Origin of the sequence: Pollutimonas subterranea, from assembly GCF_002849655.1 — a bacterium.
GTDB classification, from domain to species: domain Bacteria; phylum Pseudomonadota; class Gammaproteobacteria; order Burkholderiales; family Burkholderiaceae_B; genus Pollutimonas; species Pollutimonas subterranea.
In genome coordinates this window covers 74472-97989 of the sequence record NZ_PDNW01000015.1, presented here as the reverse complement: position 1 = coordinate 97989, position 23518 = coordinate 74472, and the positions used below count along the sequence as shown (strand labels likewise).

General features: G+C 61.3%; 27 protein-coding genes and 1 pseudogene. 7 read left to right on the top strand and 21 right to left on the bottom strand.

The annotated features are described in order from the left end of the window. Positions 1-106: 106 nt before the first annotated feature. Complete coding sequence (locus tag CR159_RS16245) at positions 107-946, top strand: DUF4351 domain-containing protein (protein ID WP_102075011.1); 840 nt, start codon at positions 107-109, stop codon at positions 944-946. A gap of 108 nt (positions 947-1054) precedes the next feature. Here the strand turns inward: CR159_RS16245 and CR159_RS16240 are convergent, their stop codons facing one another. The 5 genes from CR159_RS16240 to CR159_RS16220 are packed head-to-tail and all read right to left on the bottom strand — an operon-like array spanning position 1055 to position 4434. Next, positions 1055-2056 (bottom strand): Bug family tripartite tricarboxylate transporter substrate binding protein, encoded by a 1002-nt coding sequence (locus CR159_RS16240; protein ID WP_102075010.1) that lies wholly within the window; start codon positions 2054-2056, stop codon positions 1055-1057. Between the two features lie 25 nt (positions 2057-2081). Then, entirely contained in the window at positions 2082-3140 is a 1059-nt protein-coding gene (locus CR159_RS16235) for an NAD(P)H-dependent glycerol-3-phosphate dehydrogenase (RefSeq protein ID WP_102075009.1), read from the bottom strand. Positions 3141-3163: 23 nt separating this feature from the next. Beyond that, the gene (gene secB / locus CR159_RS16230) at positions 3164-3694 is read right to left on the bottom strand and encodes a protein-export chaperone SecB (protein ID WP_102075008.1); all 531 of its coding nucleotides are present in this window, start codon (positions 3692-3694) and stop codon (positions 3164-3166) included. Between the two features lie 41 nt (positions 3695-3735). Then, entirely contained in the window at positions 3736-3993 is a 258-nt protein-coding gene (gene grxC / locus CR159_RS16225; protein WP_102075007.1) for a glutaredoxin 3, read from the bottom strand. Positions 3994-4023: 30 nt separating this feature from the next. Further along, positions 4024-4434 carry a rhodanese-like domain-containing protein gene (locus CR159_RS16220; RefSeq protein ID WP_233208357.1) on the bottom strand — a complete coding sequence of 137 codons (411 nt, stop codon included), beginning with the start codon at positions 4432-4434 and terminating at the stop codon, positions 4024-4026. Between the two features lie 89 nt (positions 4435-4523). On the opposite strand from CR159_RS16220, the gene gpmA reads away from it, so the two are divergent. The 4 genes and pseudogenes from gpmA to CR159_RS16200 all read left to right on the top strand — a co-directional run. Next, complete coding sequence (gpmA, locus tag CR159_RS16215) at positions 4524-5276, top strand: 2,3-diphosphoglycerate-dependent phosphoglycerate mutase (RefSeq protein WP_102075006.1); 753 nt, start codon at positions 4524-4526, stop codon at positions 5274-5276. 1 nt (position 5277) lies between these two features. Then, positions 5278-6762, top strand: a complete 1485-nt coding sequence (locus CR159_RS16210) for a murein hydrolase activator EnvC family protein (protein ID WP_102075005.1) — start codon at positions 5278-5280, stop codon at positions 6760-6762. 90 nt (positions 6763-6852) lie between these two features. After that, a complete protein-coding gene (locus tag CR159_RS16205; RefSeq protein WP_102075004.1) occupies positions 6853-8406 on the top strand; it encodes a S41 family peptidase in 1554 nt (517 codons plus the stop codon). Beyond that, positions 8406-9152 (top strand): annotated as a pseudogene (locus CR159_RS16200) (HesA/MoeB/ThiF family protein); the annotation flags it as partial. The gene CR159_RS16205 and the pseudogene CR159_RS16200, both read left to right, overlap by 1 nt. Here the strand turns inward: CR159_RS16200 and CR159_RS21930 are convergent. The 6 genes from CR159_RS21930 to CR159_RS16170 all read right to left on the bottom strand — a co-directional run bounded on the left by CR159_RS21930 (position 9115) and on the right by CR159_RS16170 (position 13403). Next, positions 9115-9975 carry a pyrimidine 5'-nucleotidase gene (locus tag CR159_RS21930; protein ID WP_102075002.1) on the bottom strand — a complete coding sequence of 287 codons (861 nt, stop codon included), beginning with the start codon at positions 9973-9975 and terminating at the stop codon, positions 9115-9117. The pseudogene CR159_RS16200 and the gene CR159_RS21930 overlap by 38 nt on opposite strands. Positions 9976-9980: 5 nt before the next feature. Continuing rightward, positions 9981-10880, bottom strand: coding sequence for an acetylglutamate kinase (argB, locus tag CR159_RS16190; protein ID WP_102075001.1), 900 nt, complete (start codon positions 10878-10880; stop codon positions 9981-9983). A gap of 116 nt (positions 10881-10996) precedes the next feature. Next, positions 10997-11488 (bottom strand): peroxiredoxin family protein, encoded by a 492-nt coding sequence (locus CR159_RS16185; protein WP_102075000.1) that lies wholly within the window; start codon positions 11486-11488, stop codon positions 10997-10999. Between the two features lie 21 nt (positions 11489-11509). After that, positions 11510-12229: a BON domain-containing protein gene (locus tag CR159_RS16180; RefSeq protein ID WP_102074999.1), complete on the bottom strand. Its 720-nt coding sequence runs from the start codon at positions 12227-12229 to the stop codon at positions 11510-11512. Beyond that, entirely contained in the window at positions 12229-12822 is a 594-nt protein-coding gene (locus CR159_RS16175; RefSeq protein WP_199173340.1) for a phosphoheptose isomerase, read from the bottom strand. Before CR159_RS16175 ends, CR159_RS16180 begins: the two co-directional genes overlap by 1 nt. A 77-nt stretch (positions 12823-12899) precedes the next feature. After that, complete coding sequence (locus CR159_RS16170) at positions 12900-13403, bottom strand: YraN family protein (protein ID WP_102074997.1); 504 nt, start codon at positions 13401-13403, stop codon at positions 12900-12902. A 33-nt stretch (positions 13404-13436) separates the two neighbouring features. On the opposite strand from CR159_RS16170, the gene rsmI reads away from it, so the two are divergent. Continuing rightward, positions 13437-14369 (top strand): 16S rRNA (cytidine(1402)-2'-O)-methyltransferase, encoded by a 933-nt coding sequence (gene rsmI, locus CR159_RS16165; RefSeq protein ID WP_102074996.1) that lies wholly within the window; start codon positions 13437-13439, stop codon positions 14367-14369. 371 nt (positions 14370-14740) lie between these two features. Here the strand turns inward: rsmI and CR159_RS16160 are convergent, their stop codons facing one another. The 10 genes from CR159_RS16160 to CR159_RS16115 all read right to left on the bottom strand — a co-directional run bounded on the left by CR159_RS16160 (position 14741) and on the right by CR159_RS16115 (position 22569). Beyond that, on the bottom strand, positions 14741-15820 hold the full coding sequence (locus CR159_RS16160) for a septal ring lytic transglycosylase RlpA family protein (RefSeq protein ID WP_102074995.1): 1080 nt from the start codon (positions 15818-15820) through the stop codon (positions 14741-14743). Next, positions 15817-16689 carry an RNase adapter RapZ gene (rapZ, locus tag CR159_RS16155; protein WP_102074994.1) on the bottom strand — a complete coding sequence of 291 codons (873 nt, stop codon included), beginning with the start codon at positions 16687-16689 and terminating at the stop codon, positions 15817-15819. The genes CR159_RS16160 and rapZ overlap by 4 nt, the downstream gene beginning before the upstream one ends. 96 nt (positions 16690-16785) lie before the next feature. Then, positions 16786-17715, bottom strand: a complete 930-nt coding sequence (gene hprK, locus CR159_RS16150; RefSeq protein ID WP_102074993.1) for an HPr(Ser) kinase/phosphatase — start codon at positions 17713-17715, stop codon at positions 16786-16788. A gap of 10 nt (positions 17716-17725) precedes the next feature. Beyond that, positions 17726-18181 (bottom strand): PTS sugar transporter subunit IIA, encoded by a 456-nt coding sequence (locus CR159_RS16145; protein WP_102074992.1) that lies wholly within the window; start codon positions 18179-18181, stop codon positions 17726-17728. Between the two features lie 158 nt (positions 18182-18339). Then, the gene (gene hpf, locus CR159_RS16140; RefSeq protein ID WP_102074991.1) at positions 18340-18669 is read right to left on the bottom strand and encodes a ribosome hibernation-promoting factor, HPF/YfiA family; all 330 of its coding nucleotides are present in this window, start codon (positions 18667-18669) and stop codon (positions 18340-18342) included. A gap of 150 nt (positions 18670-18819) precedes the next feature. Continuing rightward, a complete protein-coding gene (gene lptB, locus CR159_RS16135) occupies positions 18820-19614 on the bottom strand; it encodes an LPS export ABC transporter ATP-binding protein (protein WP_102074990.1) in 795 nt (264 codons plus the stop codon). A gap of 60 nt (positions 19615-19674) precedes the next feature. Further along, positions 19675-20328 carry a lipopolysaccharide transport periplasmic protein LptA gene (gene lptA, locus CR159_RS16130; RefSeq protein ID WP_102074989.1) on the bottom strand — a complete coding sequence of 218 codons (654 nt, stop codon included), beginning with the start codon at positions 20326-20328 and terminating at the stop codon, positions 19675-19677. Between the two features lie 5 nt (positions 20329-20333). Then, positions 20334-20948: an LPS export ABC transporter periplasmic protein LptC gene (lptC, locus tag CR159_RS16125; RefSeq protein WP_102074988.1), complete on the bottom strand. Its 615-nt coding sequence runs from the start codon at positions 20946-20948 to the stop codon at positions 20334-20336. A gap of 4 nt (positions 20949-20952) precedes the next feature. Further along, positions 20953-21552 (bottom strand): KdsC family phosphatase, encoded by a 600-nt coding sequence (locus tag CR159_RS16120; protein ID WP_102074987.1) that lies wholly within the window; start codon positions 21550-21552, stop codon positions 20953-20955. A gap of 15 nt (positions 21553-21567) precedes the next feature. Then, complete coding sequence (locus CR159_RS16115; protein ID WP_102074986.1) at positions 21568-22569, bottom strand: KpsF/GutQ family sugar-phosphate isomerase; 1002 nt, start codon at positions 22567-22569, stop codon at positions 21568-21570. Positions 22570-22799: 230 nt separating this feature from the next. On the opposite strand from CR159_RS16115, the gene CR159_RS16110 reads away from it, so the two are divergent. Further along, positions 22800-23345, top strand: coding sequence for an adenine phosphoribosyltransferase (locus CR159_RS16110; RefSeq protein WP_102074985.1), 546 nt, complete (start codon positions 22800-22802; stop codon positions 23343-23345). The last annotated feature ends 173 nt before the right edge of the window (positions 23346-23518 follow it).

Here is a 23518-nt window from a genome sequence, read left to right as displayed (position 1 = left end):
TTACTCGCGCCTTGGCTGCACGGGCAGATCGATTGGTCTGACCCGCCCGTTTTCCTGGATAAGGAGCTTCAGGCCATTGGCCGCGACGCGATATCCAGGCGGCGCTATGCCGATAAGCTGGTGCGACCAGGGCGGCACCATGGGTGCAGCGGCTTTGCAGCGTTTCGGCCAACGCATGTTTCAGTACTTTTATCGAATCAACGATCATTATCCGAAACATCGGGCGGCACCCGACGGCACGCCACAGCAGACGAGCTTAATCAGTCTGGGCGTGCTGACCGCCAGCACCGGTGGCAACACTCACCTGCTCTATTCCCAGAGCAATTTGAACGCCTGCCATGTCCAGTTTTACTTTCCTGTCGTACACTTGGCCTCATGGCTGGATCGCTGGGAGGAACTGGTACGCCAGGCGCAACACAACCCGTTTGCGGTGGTGGTAATGGCCCAGTTGCAGGCCCAGCAAACCCGTCAAAACGGCACGCAACGCCTGGCATCCAAGACCCGAATCGTACGGTTGATGTATCAATACGAATATGGGCGCGAGAACCTCTTGCAGATATTTCGCCTGGTTGACTGGATGATGACACTTCCCGCCGGACTTGAACCCGCCTTCGATCAGGCAATGATCAAGATAGAACAGGAGCATAAAATGGCATTCGTTACCAGCATAGAACGCCGGAGTGAAAAGCGTGGCCTGGAAAAAGGCATGGCTCTTGGGATGGAAGAAGGGCTGGAAAAAGGTATCGAGAGAGGTATCGAGAAAGGCATGAAAAGAGGCCTGCGCCAGGGCGAAACCATGCTTCTACAACGCCAGCTTGTTCGCAAATTCGGCCCCTTGTCACCAGCGCTACGGGAACGTATCAATACCGCTACACCAGCTCAGCTCGAAACGTGGTCGCTGAACATTCTGGATGCCAAAACGCTGGACGATGTGTTTGCTCTGTAGATAGCAGCCCTATTTCGACGCGGCAAGAAGCTCCTTACCCGCTAACGCATCCAGCGATACGGGTTACGGGCCAGGAACTCGGCTTGTCCTCGTTTTACATCCTTCAGATCAGTCCAGCGACAAATTCAGGCGGCTGATCACTTCGTCCCAACGAACTTTTTCGGCCTTGATCATCGCGGTCAGTTCTGCCGGCGTGGACGCAGCGGGGGTGAAGTACAACGATGCCATCTTTTTCTTCACATCGGGCAAGGCCAGGATTTCGGTAATCGACGTGTTCAAGCGCTTCACGATATCGGCCGGTGTTCCGGCAGGCACGAAGATGGCGTCCCATGAAATCGATTCAAAGCCTGGGTAGCCTTGTGAGGCCATGGTGGGCACGCCGGGCAGCAGTTCGCTGCTCTCCAGGCTGGTGATGGCCAGCGCGCGCATCTTGCCGGCATTGACTTGAGGCATGGCAACGCCCGGCACCATGAATCCGGCCTGGATATCGCCGGCAATGATCGACGTGGTGATTTGCGGAAACCCGGTATAAGGAATTTGCTGCAGCGTGATGCCGGCTTCGTGTTCCAGCATGGCCATTCCCAGATGCGAAGAGCTTCCGGGGCCTACGGTGCCGTAGTTCAGGGCGCCTGGTTGGTCTTTGGCCAGTTGCACGAATTCCTTCAGCGTCTTGGCCGGCGAGTCGTTGGGCACGACCAGTACGTTGGGGCTGGTGCCGACCAGGCTGATGGGATCGAGATCGGTCAGGGGATCGTATCCCAGCGTGTTCTTGTACAGCGTGGGCGCGGTGACCATGGGTCCGTTGATGGTCAGCAGCAAGGTATAGCCGTCAGGCTTGGCCTTGCTGGCGTGGCGCGTGCCGATATTGCCGCCGGCGCCCGGCTTGTTTTCCACCACCACCGGCTGGCCCAGGTCTTTGGACAGCGGCTCTGCAATGGCGCGCGCCAGGGTGTCGGGCGATGAACCGGCCGGAAAGGGAACGACCAGTTGTACGGGCCGGGTGGGCCAGTCGGCGGCGCCGGCGGCGGGAGCAAGCAGCAATGCGCCCAGTGTCGCCATGCCCAGTACGGATAAATTCAGGTGGCGGCGCAGCGTTGAGAAGCCAGTCATCGGGGTTTCCTTGTTGAGGGGGGCGTCAGGCCGCTTCGGCGCGGGCTTCGCGCGCGAGCAAGCTGGATACGGCCTCGCGCGGAGCAAGGCCGTCGAAAAGCACGCCGCAGACGGCGGCGGTAATAGGTAAATCTATGTTGTGCAGGCGACCCAACTGCAGGGCGGCGCGCGCGCAGCGCACCCCCTCTGCGGTAACACCGCCCGCCAATATTTGCTGCGGGGGCTCGCCTGCGCCGATGGCCAGCCCCACTTGGCGGTTGCGCGACAGCGCACCGGTGGCGGTAAGCACCAGGTCGCCCAGGCCGGCAAGCCCGGCAAAGGTCTCTGCCTGTCCGCCCAAGGCCAGGCCCAGGCGCTGCATTTCGGCAAGGCCGCGGGTAATCAGCGCGGCTCGCGCGTTGGTGCCCAGGCCCAGCCCGTCGGAAATGCCGCAGGCAATGGCCATGATGTTCTTCAAGGCGCCGCCGACCTCCACGCCGATGACGTCGGTGCTGGTATAGATGCGGGCGTTGGTGCCGTGCAGTGCGGCCAGGACGGCGCCTGCGGCGCTTTCGTGCCGTGGGCCCAGGGTGGCAAGGGTAAGCGCGACCGGAAGCCCTTGGGCGACCTCGTGGGCGAAGGAGGGGCCGGACAGCACACCCAGGTTCAGTTCTGGCCAGTCGGACAAGGCGTCCTGTGCTATCTGGTGGGGCAGCAAGCCGGTTTCGTGCTGAAAGCCCTTGCAGGTCCATGCCAGCGTGATGCGCGTGGCGCAAGGTCGGCGCAGCATGGCGGCTATCTGCGTACAGATTTCATGCAGACCTGCTACGGGTACACCCAGGATGATGACGCCATGATCCACGCCGTCGGCGCATGCGTGATCGATGGCTTGCCGGAGGCTGGCCGTCGCACGCAAGGTAGGCGGCAACGTGATGTCGGGCAGATAACGGGTGTTGCGATGCTGCGTGTTCAGTTCGAGCACGGCCGCCGGGTCGCGCGCCCAGATAAGGGTGTCGGCCTGTGAGCAGGCCAGTGCCGCGAGCGCTGTGCCCCAGCTTCCCGCGCCGAGTACCGCGACGTGAATACGCTGGGTGGTAGCGCTCATGGTGTCCTTTTACTGACGGGTCATTACTGACGGGTCATGCCGGGAGGAAGGATCAGGCCGGAGTCCTGCTGGCCTTGCTGACCCTGTTGCTCTTCGGCCAGCTGGGCAACGCGCTGTTCGTACAGGCCCTGGAAGTTGACTTCGGCCAGGTGCAGCGGCGGCAGCGACGTGCGCGTGATGGCGTCGGCCACGTTGGCACGCAGGTAAGGATAAAGCATGGTGGGGCACACAATGCCGATGAGCGGATCGAGCTGGTCGGCCGGAATGTTGGCCGCTTCGAAAATACCGGCTTGCGTGGCTTCGACCAGGTACAGGACCTTGTCGCCGATGCGCGTGGTCACCGTGGCCGTTACAGAGGCTTCGTAGACGGTTTCGGCAAGGCGCTGGCCGCCGACATTGATCGATACTTCCACCGTCGGACCTTCCTGTTCCAGGAAGATCTGGGGTGCATTGGGCATTTCCAGCGACAAGTCTTTGACGTAGGTGCGCTGCAGGCTGAAACTGGGGTCCTGGCTATCTTGGTTTTCCTGGCTGTTTTGGTTCTGGTCGGCCATAGTGTTTCCTGAAAGGGGTGGGTTGATGGATGCCGTGGGGGTCAGGCAGTAAGCAGGGGCATCAGGCCGTTGGCGCGATCGAGCGCTGCCAGGTCGTCGTAGCCGCCCACATGGGTGTCGCCAATATAGATCTGCGGTACCGTGCGACGGCCCGTGCGTTCCATCATGATGGCGCGCTGCTCGGGGTTCAAGTCGATGCGGATCTTTTCGATTTCAGTCACGCCGCGCTGCTTGAGCAGCATTTCGGCACGGACGCAGTATGGACATACGGCGGTACTGTACATTGTTACGGTTGCCATGATGGTTCCTCAAGATGAAAAAACAAGCGATCAGGACTTTTTGGACAAAGGCAGGCCGTCTTTGATCCATGCCTGCAGGCCGCCGGCAAGGCTGACAGTTTCTTCATAGCCTTGTTTGCGCAAGGAGCCCGCAATTCTTGCGGAGTCCCGGCCCTGGTCGCATACAACGATGATAGGCTTGTTCTTGGGCAAGGTGCCCAGCTTGCTCGTTACATCGGCAGCCGGCAAATTGCGCGCCTGCGGTATGCTTGCGGTCTTGAAGGCGTCAGGGCTGCGTACGTCCAGGAAAATGCCTTGCTTGTGGTTCACCAGCTGTACGGCTTCCTGCACGCCGACGGATTTTCCGCCGCCTTTCAGGATGTTGGGCAGCATCAGCATGACGCCCGATGCGATGGCAACGAATATAACAATAAGGTTGTTCTGATCAAGAAAAAAGTCCACGATATATCCCGAATATGTCCTTGGAAAAAGGACAGAATCAGACGATTATAAAATGGACAGCGAATTTCAACTTTTAGGCGTCTTTTCTTATGCATAAACTTGTTCTGATGCGACACGGCGAAAGCCAGTGGAACCTTGAAAACCGATTCACCGGCTGGACCGACGTCGACCTGACGGACACCGGGCGCGAACAGGCGTGGCTGGCCGGTGAACTGCTCAAGCAAAAAGGCTTTGAGTTCGACCTGGCGTATTGCTCGGTCCTGAAACGCGCCATCCGCACCTTGTGGATCGCCCTGGACGCCATGGATGCCATGCATACGCCCACGGGGCTCAGCTGGCGCCTGAACGAGCGCCATTACGGCGCCCTGCAGGGCCTGAACAAAGCCGAAACGGCGCAAAAGTTCGGCGATGAACAGGTTTTGATCTGGCGCCGCGCCTATGCCATTGCACCCAATCCCCTGGACCACGACGATCCGCGCCATCCGCGTTTCGATCGCCGCTATGCCAAGATTGCCGCCGACAAGCTGCCGGCCACGGAATGCCTGGCCGATACGGTCGAGCGCGTATTGCCTTTCTGGAATGAATCCATTGCGCCCGCCATCCGCGCGGGCCGCCGGGTGCTGGTGTCCGCGCATGGCAACAGCCTGCGCGCGCTCATCAAGCACCTGGACGGCATTTCAGACGAAGACATCGTCCACATGAATATTCCCACGGGCCAGCCCCTGGTGTATGAACTGGACGACGACTTGCGCCCGATACGCCACTATTATCTGGGCGACCCGGCCGAGATCGAGGCGGCAATGGCCGCCGTGGCCAACCAGGGCAAAGCCTCCAAGGAATAGCATGCGGCGTGTGTTCGGTTCTGTCGTACTGGCCTTGTGGGCGGGAATGGCCTGCGCGGCCGAGCCAACGCTTGCGCAGAAGCAGGCCGAGGCCAGGAAACAGCAATCCGAATTGCGCGCGCGGATCCAGGCCCTGCAAAAGGAAATCGATAGCCAGGAATCCTCGCGCCAGGACGCGGCCGATGCCTTGAAGGAATCCGAATCCGCCATTTCGTCCACCAACAGGCGATTGGCGGAACTGGCCGAACGGCGGGATCGCGTCGAGCTCGAGCTCAAGAAACTGGCGGCGCAAATCGCCAAGCAAAAGCAGCAACTGGGAACGCGTCAGCAAGAACTAGGCGACCAGTTGCGGGCCCAGTATGCCGGCGGCCTGTCGCCGTGGACGGCATTGCTGTCGGGCGACGATCCGCAAACCATCGGGCGCGACCTCAGCTACCTGGGCTATATCTCCAAGGCGCAGGCCGACGCCGTGCGGGCCGTGCGCCACGCCCTGGACGAGCTTGCCGTGCTGCAGGGCAGGTCGGAAACCCACCAGAAAGAGCTCGTGAAGCTCGCACAAGACACCGTCCAGCAAAAAGAAGCGCTTGAAGAACAGAAAGCCGAGCGTGAAAAAGTGCTGGAGCGCATCAGCGGCGCATTGAAGGAACAGCGCAGCCAGGCTGAGCGCCTGCAGCGCAACGACCAGCGCCTGGGCAACCTGGTTGAAGGCCTGGAAAAAGCCATCGCCAAGCAGGCCGAAGAGGCGCGGCTGGCTGAAGAAAAACGCAAGGCCGACGAGGCGCGCAAAGCCGAACAGGCCAGGCAGGCTGCGCTGGAGCGCCGCCGCGAGCTCGAACGCGCGCGGGCGGCGGCCCGCAAGGCCGAGCAAGAAGCCACGGCCGCGCAAGAGCGCGCACGGCGCCTGCAGGACGAAAAAGAGGCGGAAAGGGCAAGGCTGCAGGTTGAACGGGCCCGTGCCGAAGCGCGCGCCGCCGAAGAGGCGGCTGCCCGTCCGCCGCCCAAGCCGGTGCCGCCTCCGGAAGACCTGGGCACCGAGTCCATCAAGGGCACCGCGCCCGGTGTTGCGCAGCCGCAGCTGGCGCCTCCCGGCGGCTTCGCGGGCTTGAAAAAAGGCGCGCCGTATCCGGTGCGCAGCAACGACGTGCTGGGGCGTTTCGGCGCCGACCGGCCCGACGGCGGGCTGTGGCGCGGCATTGTGCTGCGTTCCCCTGAAGGCACTAAGGTGCGGGTCATTGCACCGGGACGAGTGGTGTACGCCAGTTGGCTCGGAGGTTTCGGCAATATCATCATCGTGGACCACGGCGCCAAATACCTTAGTGTGTATGGCCATAACCAGAGCCTATTGAAGCGCGTGGGCGACGTGGTCGATACTGGCGACACCATTGCGACGGTGGGCGCGACGGGCGGGCAGGTGGACTCGGGTCTATACTTTGAAATCCGGCATCAGGGCACGCCGGTGAATCCGCTGCTTTGGTTACGTCAGTAAATTCGGTACTATTTGGATAACGACGTTTATCCGGCACTCCGCAGGGTTGTGGCGGCGGGTAATTTGAGTTCAATTAATTCGGGAATGTGCATGAGCGCTCGCAGGTTTGGCGGTTTTGGGTTGGTGGTGGCGGGCGCGCTTGGCGGCGTACTGATAAGCCTGGGCATAACGGCGGCCGCGCAGCGCGGCGAACCTTTGCCGCTTAAAGAATTACAGCAGTTCGCCAATGTGTTTGCGGCCATCAAAAGCAGCTACGTAGAGCCCGTGGGCGACGAGCAGCTCATCAACGACGCCATCAAGGGCATGTTCGCCGACCTGGATCCGCATTCCACTTACCTGGATGCCGAGGCATTCAAGGAAATGGAAGCCATTACGCAAGGCGGCTTCGGCGGCCTGGGCATCGAAATCGGCAGCGAAGACGGCATGCCCAAGGTTATCGCGCCTATCGAAGACACCCCTGCGGCGCGCGCCGGCATTCTTAGCGGCGACCTGATCACCCATATCGACGGCAAGCCCACCAAGGGCATGACGCTGAACGACGCCATCAAGCTGATGCGCGGCGAGCCGCAAACGTCCATTATCCTGACCATCATGCGCCAGGGTCGCGACAAGCCCGTGGTCGTGACCATCGTGCGCGATCTCATCAAGGTGCGCAGCGTGCGCAGCAAGATGCTGGATGACAATATCGCCTACATACGCATTGCGCAGTTCCAGGAACGCACCGCTTCCGATCTGGCCACCCAATTGACGGCCCTGGGCGCCAAGGCCCCGCCGAAAGCGCTGGTGCTCGATCTGCGCAACGACCCGGGCGGCCTGCTCGACAGTGCCATCGGCGTGTCGTCGGCTTTCCTGCAGCCCAACGTCATGGTCGTATCCACCAAAGGCCGCGTGCCATCGTCGAATCGCGAATACTACGCCAAGCCGTCGGACTACATGCGCGGATTCCTCAGCGGCGGCCCTTCCGACTCCCTGGCCAATATCGCTCCCTGGAGCAAGACGGTGCCCATGGTGGTGCTGGTCAACGTCGGCTCGGCGTCGGCATCTGAAATCGTGGCGGGCGCCTTGCAAGACCATAAGCGGGCCAAAGTCATGGGCAACCGCACGTTCGGCAAGGGCTCGGTGCAAAGTGTGCTGCCGCTCAGCGAAGACACCGGCATCAAGCTGACTACCGCACGCTACTACACGCCGTCCGGCCGATCCATCCAGGTAACAGGCGTCGAGCCCGACATCGAAGTCGATGACACCGCCCAGGGCGACCTGTTCCGCCTGCCGCGCGAAGTCGACCTGCAAAGGCATCTGGTCAACGCCGCGCAGGCCGAGGAAGCGGCTGCCACGGCCGCGGCCGAAGAAAACAAGATCGAACCCAAGATGTTCGAGTTCGGCGGCGCCGACGACTATCAACTGAAGCAGGCCATCAATTTCCTTGAAGGGCGGCCCGTGAAGAAGACAGACCCCACCCTGGCGCTGAACGCCGACAAGGCCAATGAAGCGGCCAAGGCCGGCAAGTCCGGCACTCCCGAAAAATTGGTTTCGCCGGCCAGCAAGACCGCCCCAGCCGCTGAAAAAAAAAGCCCAGTGAAATCAAATGATGGCCAATTCGAGCGCTACAGGATCACACCGGACGGCCTGATCAAGGCACAATAATGGACGACCAGCAGCTACTGCGCTATGCCAGGCATATCCTGCTGGACGAGTTCGGGATCGAAGCGCAGGAACGCCTGCTGGCGGCCCGGGTGCTGATAGTGGGGGCGGGCGGCCTGGGTTCGCCGGCCGCTTTCTATATGGCTTCATCGGGGGTTGGCCACATCGTGCTGGCCGACGACGATGAGGTCGACCTGGGCAACTTGCAACGGCAAATCCTGCATACCAGCGACCGCATCGGCAAGTTCAAGGCCGAATCCGGCAAGCAGACCCTGGCGGCGCTAAATCCCGAGGTGCGGGTGCAGGCGCTGGTGCGTCGCCTGGACGACCACGATCTGGCCGAGCAAGTGGCGGCCGCGGACCTGGTCCTCGATTGCTGCGACAACTTCGCTACGCGGCATGCCGTTAACCGGGCGTGCGTGGCGCAGCGCAAGCCCCTGGTGTCTGGTGCGGCCATACGGTTTGCCGGCCAGATCAGCGTGTTTGATCTGCGGCACGATGACGCGCCCTGCTATCACTGCCTGTTTCCCGAGGCCGATGACGTCGAAGAGTTGCGTTGCGCCACCACCGGCGTGCTGGCCCCCCTGGTGGGCATTGTGGGCAGTACGCAGGCCGCCGAAGCCATCAAGGTCTTGACCGGCATCGGCGAGCCGCTGGTCGGGCGCATGCTGTGCCTGGACGCATTGACTATGCAGTGGAACACCATACGCTTCAAGCGCGATCCGGCGTGCCCGGTATGTGCCCACCGTAGCGAAGGCCATCGCAGCGCTGACCGCAGCAATGGCTGCCATCGCAGCGGCGACCGCAGCAATGGCTGCCACCCCGATGCCCAATCCGATGCCGGCCCGATAGCAGTTTCCCGACAGAGTTGACGCGCACGTCCACATAGTCGCAACGGCCTTTGTGCAGGCTGGAAAAAGGCGTGCCCGGGTGAAAGATATGCACGGTGCGCATGCCAACCTGGCGGGCGGTCTTAAGGTTGCGCAGCGTGTCTTCCACCAGCACGACCTGGCTGGCCGGCACTCGCAGCCGGGCCAGGACCTGACGCATGAGGGCCGCCGATGGCTTGGGACGCATGTGCCCTTGCAGTCGCATATGGTCGATGGCCCACAGCCCTTCGAAGTGATGCAGGATGCCCAGTGTTTTCAGGACTTCGCGCGCATACTTCAACGGTGCGTTGGTAAGCAGTATTTTGCGGCCGCGCAGAAGCTGCAGCTTGCGCGACAGGCCTGTTTCACAATGCACCAGCGGCGCAACTTCGAAGTTATGGCTTAATTCAAGGAAGGCGTTGGCGTCGACGTTATGGTGGCGCGCCATGCCGATGACCGTGGCGCCGTAGCGCTTCCAGTAGGTCTTGCGCAGCACGTTGGCCGCGTCCATGTCGATATTCAGCGTGGTCGCCACCGCCTGGGCCATGGCGCTGTCGATGGCCCCGAATATGCCCTTGGAGCAGTCGTGCAGTGTGTTGTCCAGGTCGAACAGCCACACAGTTTGCGCTGAACCCGCCGTGTCCGTCGCGCGCATCGTGCGCGCTGGCCGATGCGACGCGACAACAGTCCGGAGTGCCCGCATTGCGATTAGTGCGAACTGATCATGGTGCCGACGCCGCGGTCGGTCAGGATTTCCAGCAGCAGGCAATGGGCGACGCGCCCGTCCACCACATGCACCGCATTCACGCCATTGCGCGCGGCTTCGAGCGCGGACGAGATCTTGGGCAGCATGCCGCCCGAGATCGTGCCGTCTGCGAAGAGTTCGTCGATCGACTGGGCCGACAGCTTGCGCAGCAGTTCGCCGTTCTTGTCCAGCACGCCGGGCGTGTTGGTCATCATGATGAGTTTTTCAGCACCCAGGACTTCGGCCATCTTGCCGGCCACCACGTCGGCGTTGATGTTGTAGGCCGTGCCGTCGTCGCCATAGCCGATGGACGATATAACCGGGATGAACTGGTCGTCTTGCAGGGCCTTGACCACGGCGGGCTCAATACGGGTGATATCGCCGACGAAACCGATGTCCAGCATCTGGCCCGGGTGTTCCTTGTCGTCCATCATCATCTTCTTGGCCTGGATCAGGCAGCCGTCCTTGCCGGTAAGCCCCACGGCCTTGCCGCCGGCTTCATTGATCATCATGACGATATCCTGCTGGACCTGGCCGCCCAGTACCCATTCGACCACTTCCATGGTGTCGGCGTCGGTCACGCGCATGCCCTGGATGAAGGTGCCTTCCTTGCCGATGCGCTTGAGCGCTGCATTGATTTGCGGGCCGCCGCCGTGCACGACTACCGGGTTCAAGCCCACAAGCTTGAGCAGTACGACATCGTGGGCAAAGCTGCGTTGCAGCGATTCTTCGATCATGGCGTTGCCGCCGTATTTGATGACGACGGTCTTGCCGTGGAACTGGCGTATATAGGGCAGCGCTTCCGACAATACGGCTGCCTTGACAGTGGAAGAGTGGCTTGTGGAATCGCTAGTAGTGGTCATGTCCGCTTTTCAAGGTTGGGGCTTGGTGGCCCGTTAGATGTGCAAAACCCGGGATGCTGGGCATGCCCGGGTGCTGAATATGAAACTGGCCATATGGGCCCGGCTGGCTGCCCAACTTACCCGAGCGCCTTGTTGACGGTGCTCAGAAAAGCGGCTTTATCGTAATTGCCAAGATAACGCTTGATGATATGGCCTTCCTTGTCGATCAGGAAGGAGGTGGGAGTAAGTTTTACATCGCCGAATGCCTTGGCGATCTCGCCTCGCGAGTCGATGGCCACGGTAAAGGGCAGTTTGCGCGTTTCGGCGTAATTCTTGACGTAATTGGCCGGGTCGTATTGCATGGCAACGGCAATGGTCTCGAAGCCCCGGGGCGATAGATCGACATAGTTCTGTATGGCGTCGGGCATTTGTGCAATGCAGGTCACACAGCTGGTGGCCCAGAACTTGACCAGCACCACCTTGCCGCGAAGGTCTTGCGTGGTGATCTTTTCGCCCGTCAGGGACGTGAACGTAAGGTCGGGCACCGTTTTGGCCGAGCCCGCGAATTGCCAAATGCCCGCCCCGGCCAGGGCTAGCACGACAACGATGCCTATGAATGCTTTTTTCATGTTGATTCGTAAAGCCTGATTTTATTGAACCGGCATGGTTTCCACGCCGTCGCTGGCCCCGGTACCGGGTGGCTGCGCCGACATGGTGCCGGAGTTTCCGTTATGCACGGGGGCCGCCGGCGTGGCGACGGGTTCGTTAATGCTTGATGCCGGAACGATCTCGAACAATTTTACTACCTTGTTGACGCCGGTAACCCCGGATGCCGCGACGCCGGCCATTTGTCCTTCTGTGGCGGTGACCCTGCCCAGCAGATAAACAATGCCGCGTTCGGTGGTCACCACGATGGTACGCGTGGGTACGCCCTTGGTGTTGATGAGGGTGGCTTTCACCTTGGAGGTGAGCCAGGTGTCATTACTGCGCACGCTGACCGGGGTGATTTCACCTATGCGGATTTCGTTGATGACGTTCTTTACTTTTTCGACCTGCTTGGCCGCGGTGGTTGCCTGCTGTTTATCTTGCCCCGCGGGGATGTCGCCCGTCAGCAGCACAAGGCCCGCGTACGAGGTGGCATTGACGCGAGCGTTATCGCCGGGGAACAGCTTGCGCATTTCTGCGCCGACTTTCATTTCAATGGCTTGGTCCTCGACCTGTTCGCCGGCGGTGCGGCGGTCGGTGGCAACCGTGGCGGTGGTGGCGGCGGTTCCGCCCACCACCAGCAATCCGCAGCCCGATAGGGCGGTGATGCCCGCGAGAGCAAGCGTGGCCAGCCATAGGCGTTGAGCGCGTCGTGATGTAGACATTAAAGCGTGTCTCCTAGTAATAGCGCGTCGATCCCGTCGCACAAGGCGTGCAGCAGCACGATGTGTACTTCCTGGATGCGCATGGTGCGATCGTGCGGTACGCAAAGATGGATGTCGGTGTCGAACAGGATTTCGCCGATTTTTCCGCCGCCTTTGCCGGTCAGGGCAATGACCGGCATTTCGCGGTCGTGTGCAGCGTCGATGGCCCGGATGACGTTGGCGGAATTGCCGCTGGTGGAGATGGCCACCAGGACATCGCCCGGCTGGCCCAGGGCCGTGACCTGGCGTTCGAAGATGGCGTCGAACCCGTAGTCGTTGCCGACCGCGGTCATGATGGAGGTATCGGTATTGAGCGCCACGCCCCCCAAGGGCAGGCGGTCGCGTTCGAATCGGCCGACGAGTTCGGCGATAAAGTGCTGGGCATCGGCCGCTGAGCCGCCATTGCCGCAAGCCAGGATCTTGCCGTTATTGGCCAGCGATCCGAAGACGAGGTCTACGGACGCGGACAAGGGCGCGGCGAGTTCGCGCGCACTCAGTTTGAAGGCGTCGATAGCGTCGTTGAAATGCGACGTCATGTGAGAGGTCATGTCCATAGCGGCCATTATCTCATGTTCGAATGCAAAATTCGTGAACGGAAGTAATCTTGTGTCACTCATGCCGCAAGCCGCGGCTATAGGGCAAATGCACCCTTGATCCAGACCAGGCCGTCGGGCTCCAGGCTGACGACGTCGAAGCGGCAGGCGGGTGTAACGCCGCCGCAATAGCGCTGGGTCAGGCGCGGCAGGAAGTACTGTGCCGTATGGATGAGGCGGCGCTGCTTATCCCGGTTTACACTGGCGGCCGCGCCACCGTATTGCTGCGAGTGCCTTTGGCGGACCTCGATAAACACCAGTATGTTGCCGTCCAGCGCCACCAGGTCGATTTCGCCGGTCTTGGCGCGCAGGTTTCGGCTTACTATGATCAGGCCGCTGGCTAGCAGATGGCGCCCGGCCTGTTCCTCGCCCTGGTAGCCGGCTTTCTGCGTGGGCGAACGCTGCGGCCGCGGGCGTTCGGCATCGATTTGCGACGTCAGCAAGGCTTGCCGGCTTTTACGCTGTTGCGCGCGCCGTCGCGCCCGAAGCGCTACCTTCTGCGCCGCCTGCGCCAGGTCATACGGGCTCGGGTCCTGGGCCATCTTTTTATCCTTCTAAAGGCTTTGTTTCCTAGTATGAATGAAACGCCCGATTTCTTGGACACTCCAGCGACATGGAAACGTCTCACCGAGCGCGTGGACGCGCAGCACTGGCCCACGGCCACGCTCTACGTCGTGGCGACACCCATAGGAAACCTGGGCGACATGAGCTTGCGTGCCTGGCAGACGCTGGCCCGCTGCGACGTGATCGCGGCGGAGGACACACGCGCAAGCCGGCCGCTGATGGATGCCTGGGGCGTCAGTACGCCGCTGATTGCGGCGCATCGGCATAACGAGGCCGAAGCGGCGCAGGCCATTGTCGATCGCTTGTCCAACGGTGAACGGGTGGCGCTGGTGTCCGATGCGGGAGCGCCCGCGGTAAGCGACCCGGGCGCCCGCATCGTGCGCGCCGCGCGCGATGCCGGTTATGGCGTGATTGCCATTCCAGGCGCCAGCGCCGTCATTGCGGCGTTGATGGCCAGCGGCGTTACGTCCGACGAAAATCCCGCCTATGTCTTTGCCGGTTTCATGCCGCCCAAGGCCGGCGCACGCCAGAAGTGGCTGCAGCGCTGGTGTGCCGTGCCGGCACCTATCGTGATGTTCGAGTCGCCGCACCGGTTGGGCGCCGCGGTAAAGGACATGCTGCAGGTCTGCGGGCCCATGCGCAAATTGACGATCGCGCGTGAATTGACCAAGCGCTTCGAGCAGGTGGTCACCATGCCGTTGGCCGACGCGGCGGCCTGGCTGGCCGAGGACGCTCATCGCAGCCAGGGAGAGTTCGTACTGATCGTGCACGAAGCGGATGACGCCAAGGCGACGGAAGATATCGATCCGTCCACCCTGGTGTTGCTGGACGCCTTGCTGGAGACCATGTCGCTGCGCGATGCAAGCAAGGTGGCGGCCAAGGTCACGGGAATGCCGCGCGATGTGTTGTATGCCTTGGCGCTGGGGCGTCAGAAGACGGATTAGCGGGTTTTTGGTCGAGGTGGCTATAAGGATGGCTGCATTGCCGAGGCGTTGGGGCGGCTATCTGTTCTTTAGAAAGGCGGGTGAGTCGGGGGCTGTTTCGGCTTCACGCGTCACGCCCTGGCGTTGCCAGGGTGCCCGTTTCGGTCAGTGCCATCGAGGCGCCCGCGGAACTCGCCCGGTCGGGCCAGTGGCCCGACACCCGTCGGGCTCAGACAGCCGCGGCCTCGCCTCCTCGATGGGACTGACCGAAACGGCGTGCGCGAGGCGCCTGCACAGCCCCCGACACACCCGCCTTTTTGCATGAGCGAAGCTTGGGCCAGCCTACTAGCCACCGTGCGCCTCAAGCCGTAAGCACTTGCACCGAAAATCCGTTAGCTCAAGGCAAGCGTGGCTTGTATGCCTGTGACTTCCCGGATGCGAAAGGCCGCATTCACGGCTTCGGTGCGTGAGGAATAAGGGCCTATCTGAACTTTGTGCAGTTCGTTGACAGTTCGGATCTTGGCCGGGCGGCTTTCAACCTGGCTGATTTGCTGATTAATTTTTTGGGCCAGGCCGTTGGCGGTGTGCGAGGCGCTGAACGCGCCGAATTGAAGATAGATTTGTCCGGGACTGGGCTGGTCCTGCACCACCTCGGCCTGGGTGCCTGTGCCGGCCGGGGTGATATGGCCGATCTGGTCGTCGGTCTTCAGAGCATGCAGGGCGTCCGGGTTGGCTTCGGTAGGTCGGGCCTCGCTGAGCCGCAGTACCTCGAGCGCGTCGGGCAGCGGCTGCGTCATTTGTGCAATTTTCACTGGTGCCGGTCGCGTCTCGGCCGGCCGCGACTCGCTGACTCGGACCGTTCGTGGCGCGGCAGGCGTACTGGCCACTCGCGTATTCCGTATGTCGTCGTTGGTGATGGCTTCGACGATGACCTGGCCGCTGCCGGGGCCTATCAGGCCCAGCTTGCTGGCCGCGACATAGGAAACGTCGATGATGCGCTTGCTGTGGAACGGTCCGCGGTCATTGACGCGTACGACCACGGATTTTCCAGTATTGGCGTGGGTCACGCGGGCATAGCTGGGTATGGGCAACGTGGGGTGGGCGGCCGACATTGCGTACATGTCGTAGACTTCGCCATTGGCGGTTTTCTTGCCGTGGAATTTGCGTCCGTACCAGGACGCCGTGCCTTCTTCGCGGAAGGGTTTTTCGTCGCTGACCGGAACATATTTCTTGCCGAACACGACATAAGGCCGGAAGTTTGCCGGGGCGTGTACTTCAATCTGTGGAACTGCATCGGGGATGTTTTCGATGCCGGGCGGTATGTTCGAGCCAGGCCCGTCATCCATGTAATAGCCGCCGCCGCGCGTGGTGCTGCCTTTGGTGCCGGTCTTCTTCGGCGTGGAGCAGCCGGCCAGGATGGCGAGGATGATGCATAAGGCAAGAAGCGGGATGGGAAGGCGTCGTGATGTCATGGCAGGTCGGGTGGCGGCTGGTTGCGATGCCTAATCAAAAGCGGCGAGTGATCGGCAAAGCGCTGGGCGAGCTGCTCGGTAACGTAGACCGATCGGTGCTTGCCGCCGGTGCATCCCACCGCCACCGTTAGGTAACTTCGGGTATCTTGCATGTAAAGAGGCAGCCAGCGCCGGATAAATCCGGCAATGTCTTCGATCATGGTTTCAACGCTGCCGAATTGCCCCAGCCATTTTGCCACAGGTTCGTCGCGTCCCGTCAGCGGGCGCAAGGCGCTGTCGTAATGGGGGTTGGGCAGGCAGCGCACATCGAACACCAGGTCGGCATCGCCGGGTACGCCGCGTTTGTAGGCAAAAGATTCGAAGGTCAGCACGACAGGCGCCCGGTCCGCCTGGACCAGGTCGCGTACCCAGGCGCGCAGCTGTCCGGGTGTGAGGTCGGAGGTGTCGATGACGTGTTCCTGCTCGCGCAGGGGCGCCAGCAGTTCGCGCTCGGTATCGATGCACTCTTGCAGGGAAGGCGATTTGCCGCCCGCCTGCAGGCGGTTGGTCAGGGGATGACGGCGCCGCGACTCGGAATAACGCTGTTGCAGGGTATGGTCATTGGCATCCAGGAAAATGACCCGGAATGCGGTGCCCATCGCCCGCAAACCGGTAATGACGTCGGGAAGCTCGTTGATTTCGCCGGGCGAACGCACGTCTATCGATACAGCGACACGCTCCAGGCCGCTTTCGCGCGTGTTGGCAATGAATTCGTGGAGAAAGCGCACCGGCAGGTTATCGACGCAGGTATAACCCGCATCTTCAAGCAAACGCAGGGCAACCGATTTGCCGGAGCCGGAGATTCCTGTGATCAGGACAATGTTCAACATGACGATGGGGGTTTTCCACGTTGAAGGATGCGGTCAAGAGCGTGCATCCCGGGTGTTCGAAGAATGGCTACAAGCCGCGTTGCAGCCGGCGCGGCCTTATTCGCGGCGACTGCTTTCCATGATGGCCAGGGCCTGGCGCTCGATGAACTCGCCCATGGTGTCGATGCCGCGCAAGGCAAGGATGGTATTGCGTACTGCGGCCTCGACGAGTACCGCCAGATTTCGCCCGGCTGCCACTTGCAGCATGACGCGGCGTATCGGTATGCCCAGGACGTCTTCGGTCTGGTCCTGCACAGGCAGGCGTTCGAAGGCGTCGGGGGTGGACCGGATAAGATGCACCAACAGCTTGAGCTTCATTTTCCGGCGCACCGACGTCTCGCCGAAAATCGTACGTATATCAAGCAGGCCCAGGCCGCGGACTTCGAGCAGATTCTGCAATAAAGGCGGGCAGTGGCCCTCGATCATGTTCGGTGCGGTGCGCGAAAGTTCGACGGCATCGTCGGCCACCAGACCGTGCCCGCGCGAAATCAGTTCGAGGGCAAGTTCGCTTTTCCCCAGTCCGGATTCGCCGGTAATGAGTACGCCCACGCCCAGCACGTCCATGAACACGCCATGGACGGTGGTTTTTGGCGCCAGCCGCTTGCCCAGGTAGATGCGCAGCAGGTCGATCAGCTGGGCGGCTTCTATGGAGGTCGACAGCAGGGGGATGTTCTGCTGGTTGCAGAAGTCGCGCAGGTCGTCGGGCGGGGCCATTCCGTCGGCAATGAGTATGGCCGGCACCCCCCCCGTTACGAGGTCTTCAAGGTGATGGACGCGACGCCTGATCTCGAAGCGTGTGTAGTAAGAGAGCTCTTCCGCGCCGAACACCTGTATGCGTGCCGGGTGGATCAGGTTCAGGTGACCCACCAGGTCGGCGCCCGACATGCCTACGTCTGGAATAAGCCGGTTGGCCGAATTGGCGCCGGCGATCCAGGTGAACGGGATCTTGTCCGCGTTGTCACTGACGAGTTCATGTATGGTCAGCATGCGGATGGCCTTAGGCGGGCGAGGAGGTGAGAAGCCTGTGGACGGCGGCCGGGTCGGTTTCGGTGGACAGGGTTTGCCGCAGCTTGGGGTCGGACATGAGCTTGGCAATCTCGGCCAGCAGCTCCAGGTGCGTCTGTGTGGCCGTTTCGGGAACCAGCAGAATGAACAGCAGGCTGGCCAGGCGCCCGTCGGTGGTGTCAAAGCGCACCGGATCAGCCAGCCGGATGAAGGCGGCACAAGGCTCCTTGAGGTCCTTGATGCGTCCGTGCGGAACCGCCACGTGATGGCCGAGCGCTGTGGAGCCGAGCCGTTCGCGGGCAATGAGGCTTTGAAAAACTGCCGTGCGGGCTATTCCGTGCTGATTTTCAAAGAGCAGGCCGGCTTGTTCGAATGCTCTTTTCTTGCTGGTGGCAGCCAAATCAAGCACAACATTCGACAGCGGCAAGATACGCGACATTAAGTTCATAGTGGTTATTATATGGGGTTTGGGTGCCGCCATACAAAGCAGGATAACCAAGGCCCCAATCACTTGAGGCGATTGAGGCCAGTTTGCCAGGATTACGAAGCGCTAGTCAGAGTGGGCGCGGTTTGTGCCGGCCGGGGCGCACGTAAAGCTGGATGGGATTATTCCACGGCAGGAATTTCTTGCCGCTTGACAGGCTCGTGAGCGTGGTCTTGCACCTTGGACTTGTACTTGATGACCTGCCGATCTATTTTGTCGGCGAGCAAGTCGATGGCTGCATAGAGGTTTTCGTCGACGGCTTCGCAGTGGATGTCTTTTCCACGTAAGCGCATGGTGATTTCGGCGGTGTGATTGAGACGCTCGATCGAGAGAATGACCTGGGTGTCGATAACGTTATCAAAATGCCGCGTGATGCGTGCCATTTTGTTCATTACGTACTCGCGGATAGCGGGAGTGACTTCTAGATGACGGCCAGTAAGACTCAGGTTCATATTGTGCTCTCCTTGCAGAAATGAGGGGTGCGCGGTATGCGCGTTCAGGGGTGTGATGGTTCTCCTTGTAATGCGTTGTTAATGATTTCAGTGTATAGATTATGCAGAGTAAATCAAGTGCGCCAGATCAAGCCGGGGCGAATCACCCGGCTACATTTTGAAGTTCTTGCCCAGATAAACCTTGCGCACGGCCTCGTTGTCGATAATTTCGCTGGGATGGCCGTTGGTCAGCACCTTGCCTTCGCTGATGATATAGGCGCGGTCGCAAATACCCAGGGTTTCGCGCACGTTGTGATCGGTGATCAGCACGCCGATATTCCGGCCCTTCAGGAAGTGGACAATGCGCTGGATTTCGATGACGGCGATGGGGTCCACGCCGGCAAAGGGCTCGTCAAGAAGGATGAAGCGCGGATGCGTAGCCAGTGCGCGGGCGATTTCGACGCGCCGTCGTTCGCCGCCCGACAGCGATATGGCGGTATTGCGCCGGATATGGCCGATCTGCAATTCGTCGATCAGCGATTCCAGGTGCTCGCCGATAAGCGCGGACGTGAGCGGCCGGCCGGTGTCGTCCAGTTGCAGTTCGAGTACGGCGCGGATGTTTTCTTCAACGGTAAGGCGGCGGAACACCGACGCATCTTGCGGCAGGTAGGACAAACCCATGCGCGCCCGCTTGTGCATGGGCATGCTGGTAATAGCCTTGCCGTCGATCTCGATACGCCCCGCATCGGTGGGTACTATGCCCACAATCATGTAGAAGCTGGTGGTCTTGCCTGCGCCGTTCGGGCCCAATAGGCCCACGACTTCGCCACTGTCGACCGACAGCGAGACGTCGTGCACGACGGTACGCTTGCCGTAGGTCTTGCGCAGACCGGTGGCATGCAGGCTGCCCGCAGCGGCGCTGGGAGAGCGGGTTCCACCGGAGGCCGGCTTGTTCGAAGGAAACATAAACAGGTGCTTTTTGATATCAGGTAATGCCGGGGCGCAAGCTGGCTGCGTAGCGGCGTTTTATTTGCGCGGCGCCGACTTTTCCCGGCATTCGGCGGCGGCGGCGTCGGCTTTGGCCTGGGGCCGAGCCATCGAGCGAACCCTGCCGCCCGCGGCGGCTGAATTTGCGCCGCCGTAGGCCTGGTAGGTGCCGGTAGTCTGGTGGTAGATGACGCGCTCGCCCTTGACGTTGTCGAACGCCTTGCCGCAGATGTAGCGGGTGACCACGGCCTGGCCTATCATTTCGATCTGCTCTTTCTTGCCATCGTACTCGGCGCGTAGGCCGCGTGCTTCAAGGACTTCGAATTTCTCGGGGGTTTCCTGGCGGATGAATACAAGCTTGCCTGGTTCGACGGTGGCGGTGCCGAACTGGAAGCCTTCGGCATCTTCGCGCATCGTGAGTTTGTCGGAATGCAGGGTCATGAGACCGCGCGTCATGATGACATTGCCCGTGAAAACGCTTTCCTTCTTGATGTCGTCGTAATTCAAGGTGTCGGACAGGATCAGAGTGTCGGGTTCTTCGGCTGGCGCGGTGCCTGGCGAGGCGGCGGGAGCGGGAGCGGACTGCTGGGCCGGCGCTTGAGCCGGCGCCTGGGCGTGCGTTGTGCCCGCAAGGCCAACCAGCGCGGATGCGAACAGCCACGCAGCAAGGGAGATAGGTCGCTTAAGGTTCATGGTTTTTATTTTGTCGTATCAGGTTTGGTGGAAGAGCCTGGCTGCGAGTCTTGGCCGGAGATCTTTACGTCGGTCGCCGAAAACACTTGCAGCTGACGGGTATTGTTATCGTAACGCATGCCTTTGCCGTTCATGGTCGAGTTGCCATTGACCACCAGCGCCGGATGATCGGTAAATAATAAATTGTCATCCGGCCTGATGGTAAGCACGTCGCTGGTGACGTCCATGGCGGCCCTGCCTTCGCCCGGCATGCGGTGTACATGGGCATTGCCCGTCATGACGATACGCTCGCCATTCTGGTCCATGACCGCCGTGTCGGACGTTCCTATGGTAATCGGAGAATTGGGCTGCTGGCCTATGGCTTTTGCCTTAGTGATCTCGTAGGAGTCATTGTCCGGAAAATGCTGCATGAAAGTGCCTTCCAGGCGGTTGATGGCAACGCCTGCGGGGTCGGTGCGTATCATGACGAAATCGTTGGCCCACGAGTCGGGTTCGTGCGTGATGCGTCGGGGGGGATCGATAGCGATGGCCCGTTGCGCGTAGTCGGCCGCCCAGAAGGTGCCAAACACCAGTGCGATCAGCAAGCCTACGGCAATAAGGGCGGGGGCGCGTTCTTTCATGGTCTTATTGGATGGCGCCGCTCATCAGCATGGCTGTGGGCGAGAAAAAGGCGCCGAGGCGGCCTTGTGCCGCCAGGATGAGATCGCAGCATTCGCGCACGGCGCCCGATCCGCCCGGCTTGGTCGACACCCAGTGCGCCACCTGCGAGACATAAGCGGGCGCATTGGGTACGCTGGCGGCAAAGCCCACGCGCTGCAGCGCCGGCAGGTCGATGATGTCGTCGCCCATATAGCCGACTTCGCTGAGCAAGCATCCCTGGTCCCGGGCAAGCGCCACGACCGCCTGCGATTTGTCGCGTATGCCCTGCTGGACCAGCGCAATGCCCAGTTCGGCGGCGCGGCGCGCCAGGATAGGGCCTTCGCGGCCTGTGATCAGGGCGACGGTGATGCCGCTTTCCCGCATGAGGCGCAAACCATGGCCATCGAGGGCATTGAAACGCTTCATGAGCTCGCCGTGCTCGCCATACCAGAGGCAGCCGTCGGTCAGTACGCCGTCGACGTCGAAGGCCATGACGCGGACCTGGCGCGCGCGCTCGAGTACTGCGGGCGCGATCTTGGCCAGGACGAGAGCTTCGGCGGGATGTGAAATGGTGGGAAAGTTCATTTGGGCACGCAGGTTCTAGATGACCTTGGCAGCGAGCAGGTCATGCATGTGTAAAGCTCCTAATAATAGCCCGGTATCGTCGAGCACGAGCATCTGGTTCAGCCGGCCGGCATCCATCAGCGTGGCCGCCTCGATGGCCAGAGCCCCGGGCGGCACACTTTTCGGATTGCGGGTCATGCCGTCGGCCACGGTAAGCAGGCGGATGTCGCCGTGGCGGGCAATGAGGCGGCGCAGGTCGCCATCGGTGAAGATGCCCACCGGTGCCTGCTTGTCGTCGACGACAATAGTCATGCCCATGCCCTTGGCCGACATTTCGACCAGTGCATCGGGTACCTTGGCATGGGCCGGAACGATCGGTAGCGCGCTGCCTTGACGCATGACATCGCGCACGAAGGTAAGCAGGCGCCGTCCCAGTGCTCCGCCCGGGTGCGAGCGGGCAAAGTCTTCGCGGCTGAACCCGCGCGCCTCGAGGCACGCTACGGCCAGCGCATCGCCCAGCACCAGGGCGGCCGTGGTGCTGGCGGTGGGCGCCAGGTTCAAGGGGCAGGCCTCTTGCTCGACGTGGGCGTTAAGGTGCAGGTCGGCGCTGCGCGCCAGTTCGGACTCGGGATAGCCCGTGATCGAGATAAGGGGCGCACCCATGCGCTTGGCGACCGAGAGGACCGTGAGGAGCTCCTGGCCGGTGCCGGAATAGGAAATGGCAAGGACGATGTCCTGGCGGGTCAGCATGCCCAGGTCGCCATGGACCGCTTCGGCGCCGTGCATGAAAAAAGCCGGCGTGCCGGTGGACGCCAGGGTTGCGGCGATTTTCCGGGCGATATGGCCGGATTTTCCTATGCCGGTGACGACGACGCGGCCCTGGCAGTCGAGCAGCATTGCGACGGCCTGGCGGAATGTGTCGTCAAGGGAGGCGTCCAAGGCCTGCAGCGCGGCGATCTCGATGGCGAAGGTGCGGTGCGCGGAGGCCAGTGTTTCGCCTGCCGGGGCGGCTGGTGCGGAGGTGGGTGTTTTGTCCATGCGATGATTTTAAACGTACATCCATGGCTGTGGACGGGCAATGATGGCGAAGGTGCGGCCGATTTCATCATTGCTTGTGTGGTTTATTTGTAAAAGCGTGGATTGTGAAAGCCGCCGGTGCGATGGCCCGCGTATAGCCGCGTATAGTTATGGCTGGCCCGAGCATGGCAGTGCACATGCGAAAATAGGGGCTGTCTTCTTTTCAGCTATTTTCAGTTTTGGCGAAACACATGCATATTGATCCTGCCGACTACGTTCGCAACGCGATTCGTAGCGTTCCCAATTGGCCCAAGCCCGGCATTACCTTTCGCGATATCACGCCTGTGCTTCAAGACCCGCGTTCGTTCCGGGTGCTTATCGATTTGTTCGTGTACCGGTATATGCGGCAGCGTCTGGACCTGGTCGCGGGTGTGGATGCGCGGGGCTTTATTCTGGGTGCCGTGCTGGCGTATGAGCTGAACCTGGGTTTCGTGCCGGTGCGCAAGAAGGGGAAGTTGCCGTTCGATACGGTGGCGGAGGAGTATTCGCTGGAGTATGGGAATGCAACGGTGGAGATGCATACGGATTCGGTGCGTCCGGGCCAGCGGGTGTTGCTGATTGATGATTTGATCGCGACGGGCGGGACGATGGTGGCGGCGTCGAAGCTGCTGCAGCGTCTTGGGGCGAATGTGGTGGAGGCGGCGGCGATTATCGATTTGCCTTATTTGGGCGGGTCGAAGGCGCTGAAGGAAACGGGGCTGGATATTTATACGGTTTGCTCGTTCGACGGGGATTGACCCGCTACTGATTTGGGATGCTGTGGCGACTCGCATGTTGGAGCTGCCATCTTCTTTCTTAAGCGGCGCCGGTGGCCGCTGCGGACCCTGCTCAATATCGCTGCGGCCCCGTGCTTCGCCGGGGCAGACCCTGCGGTCAGCCCGGATCGGGGCGCCCGCGAACTCGCGGAACG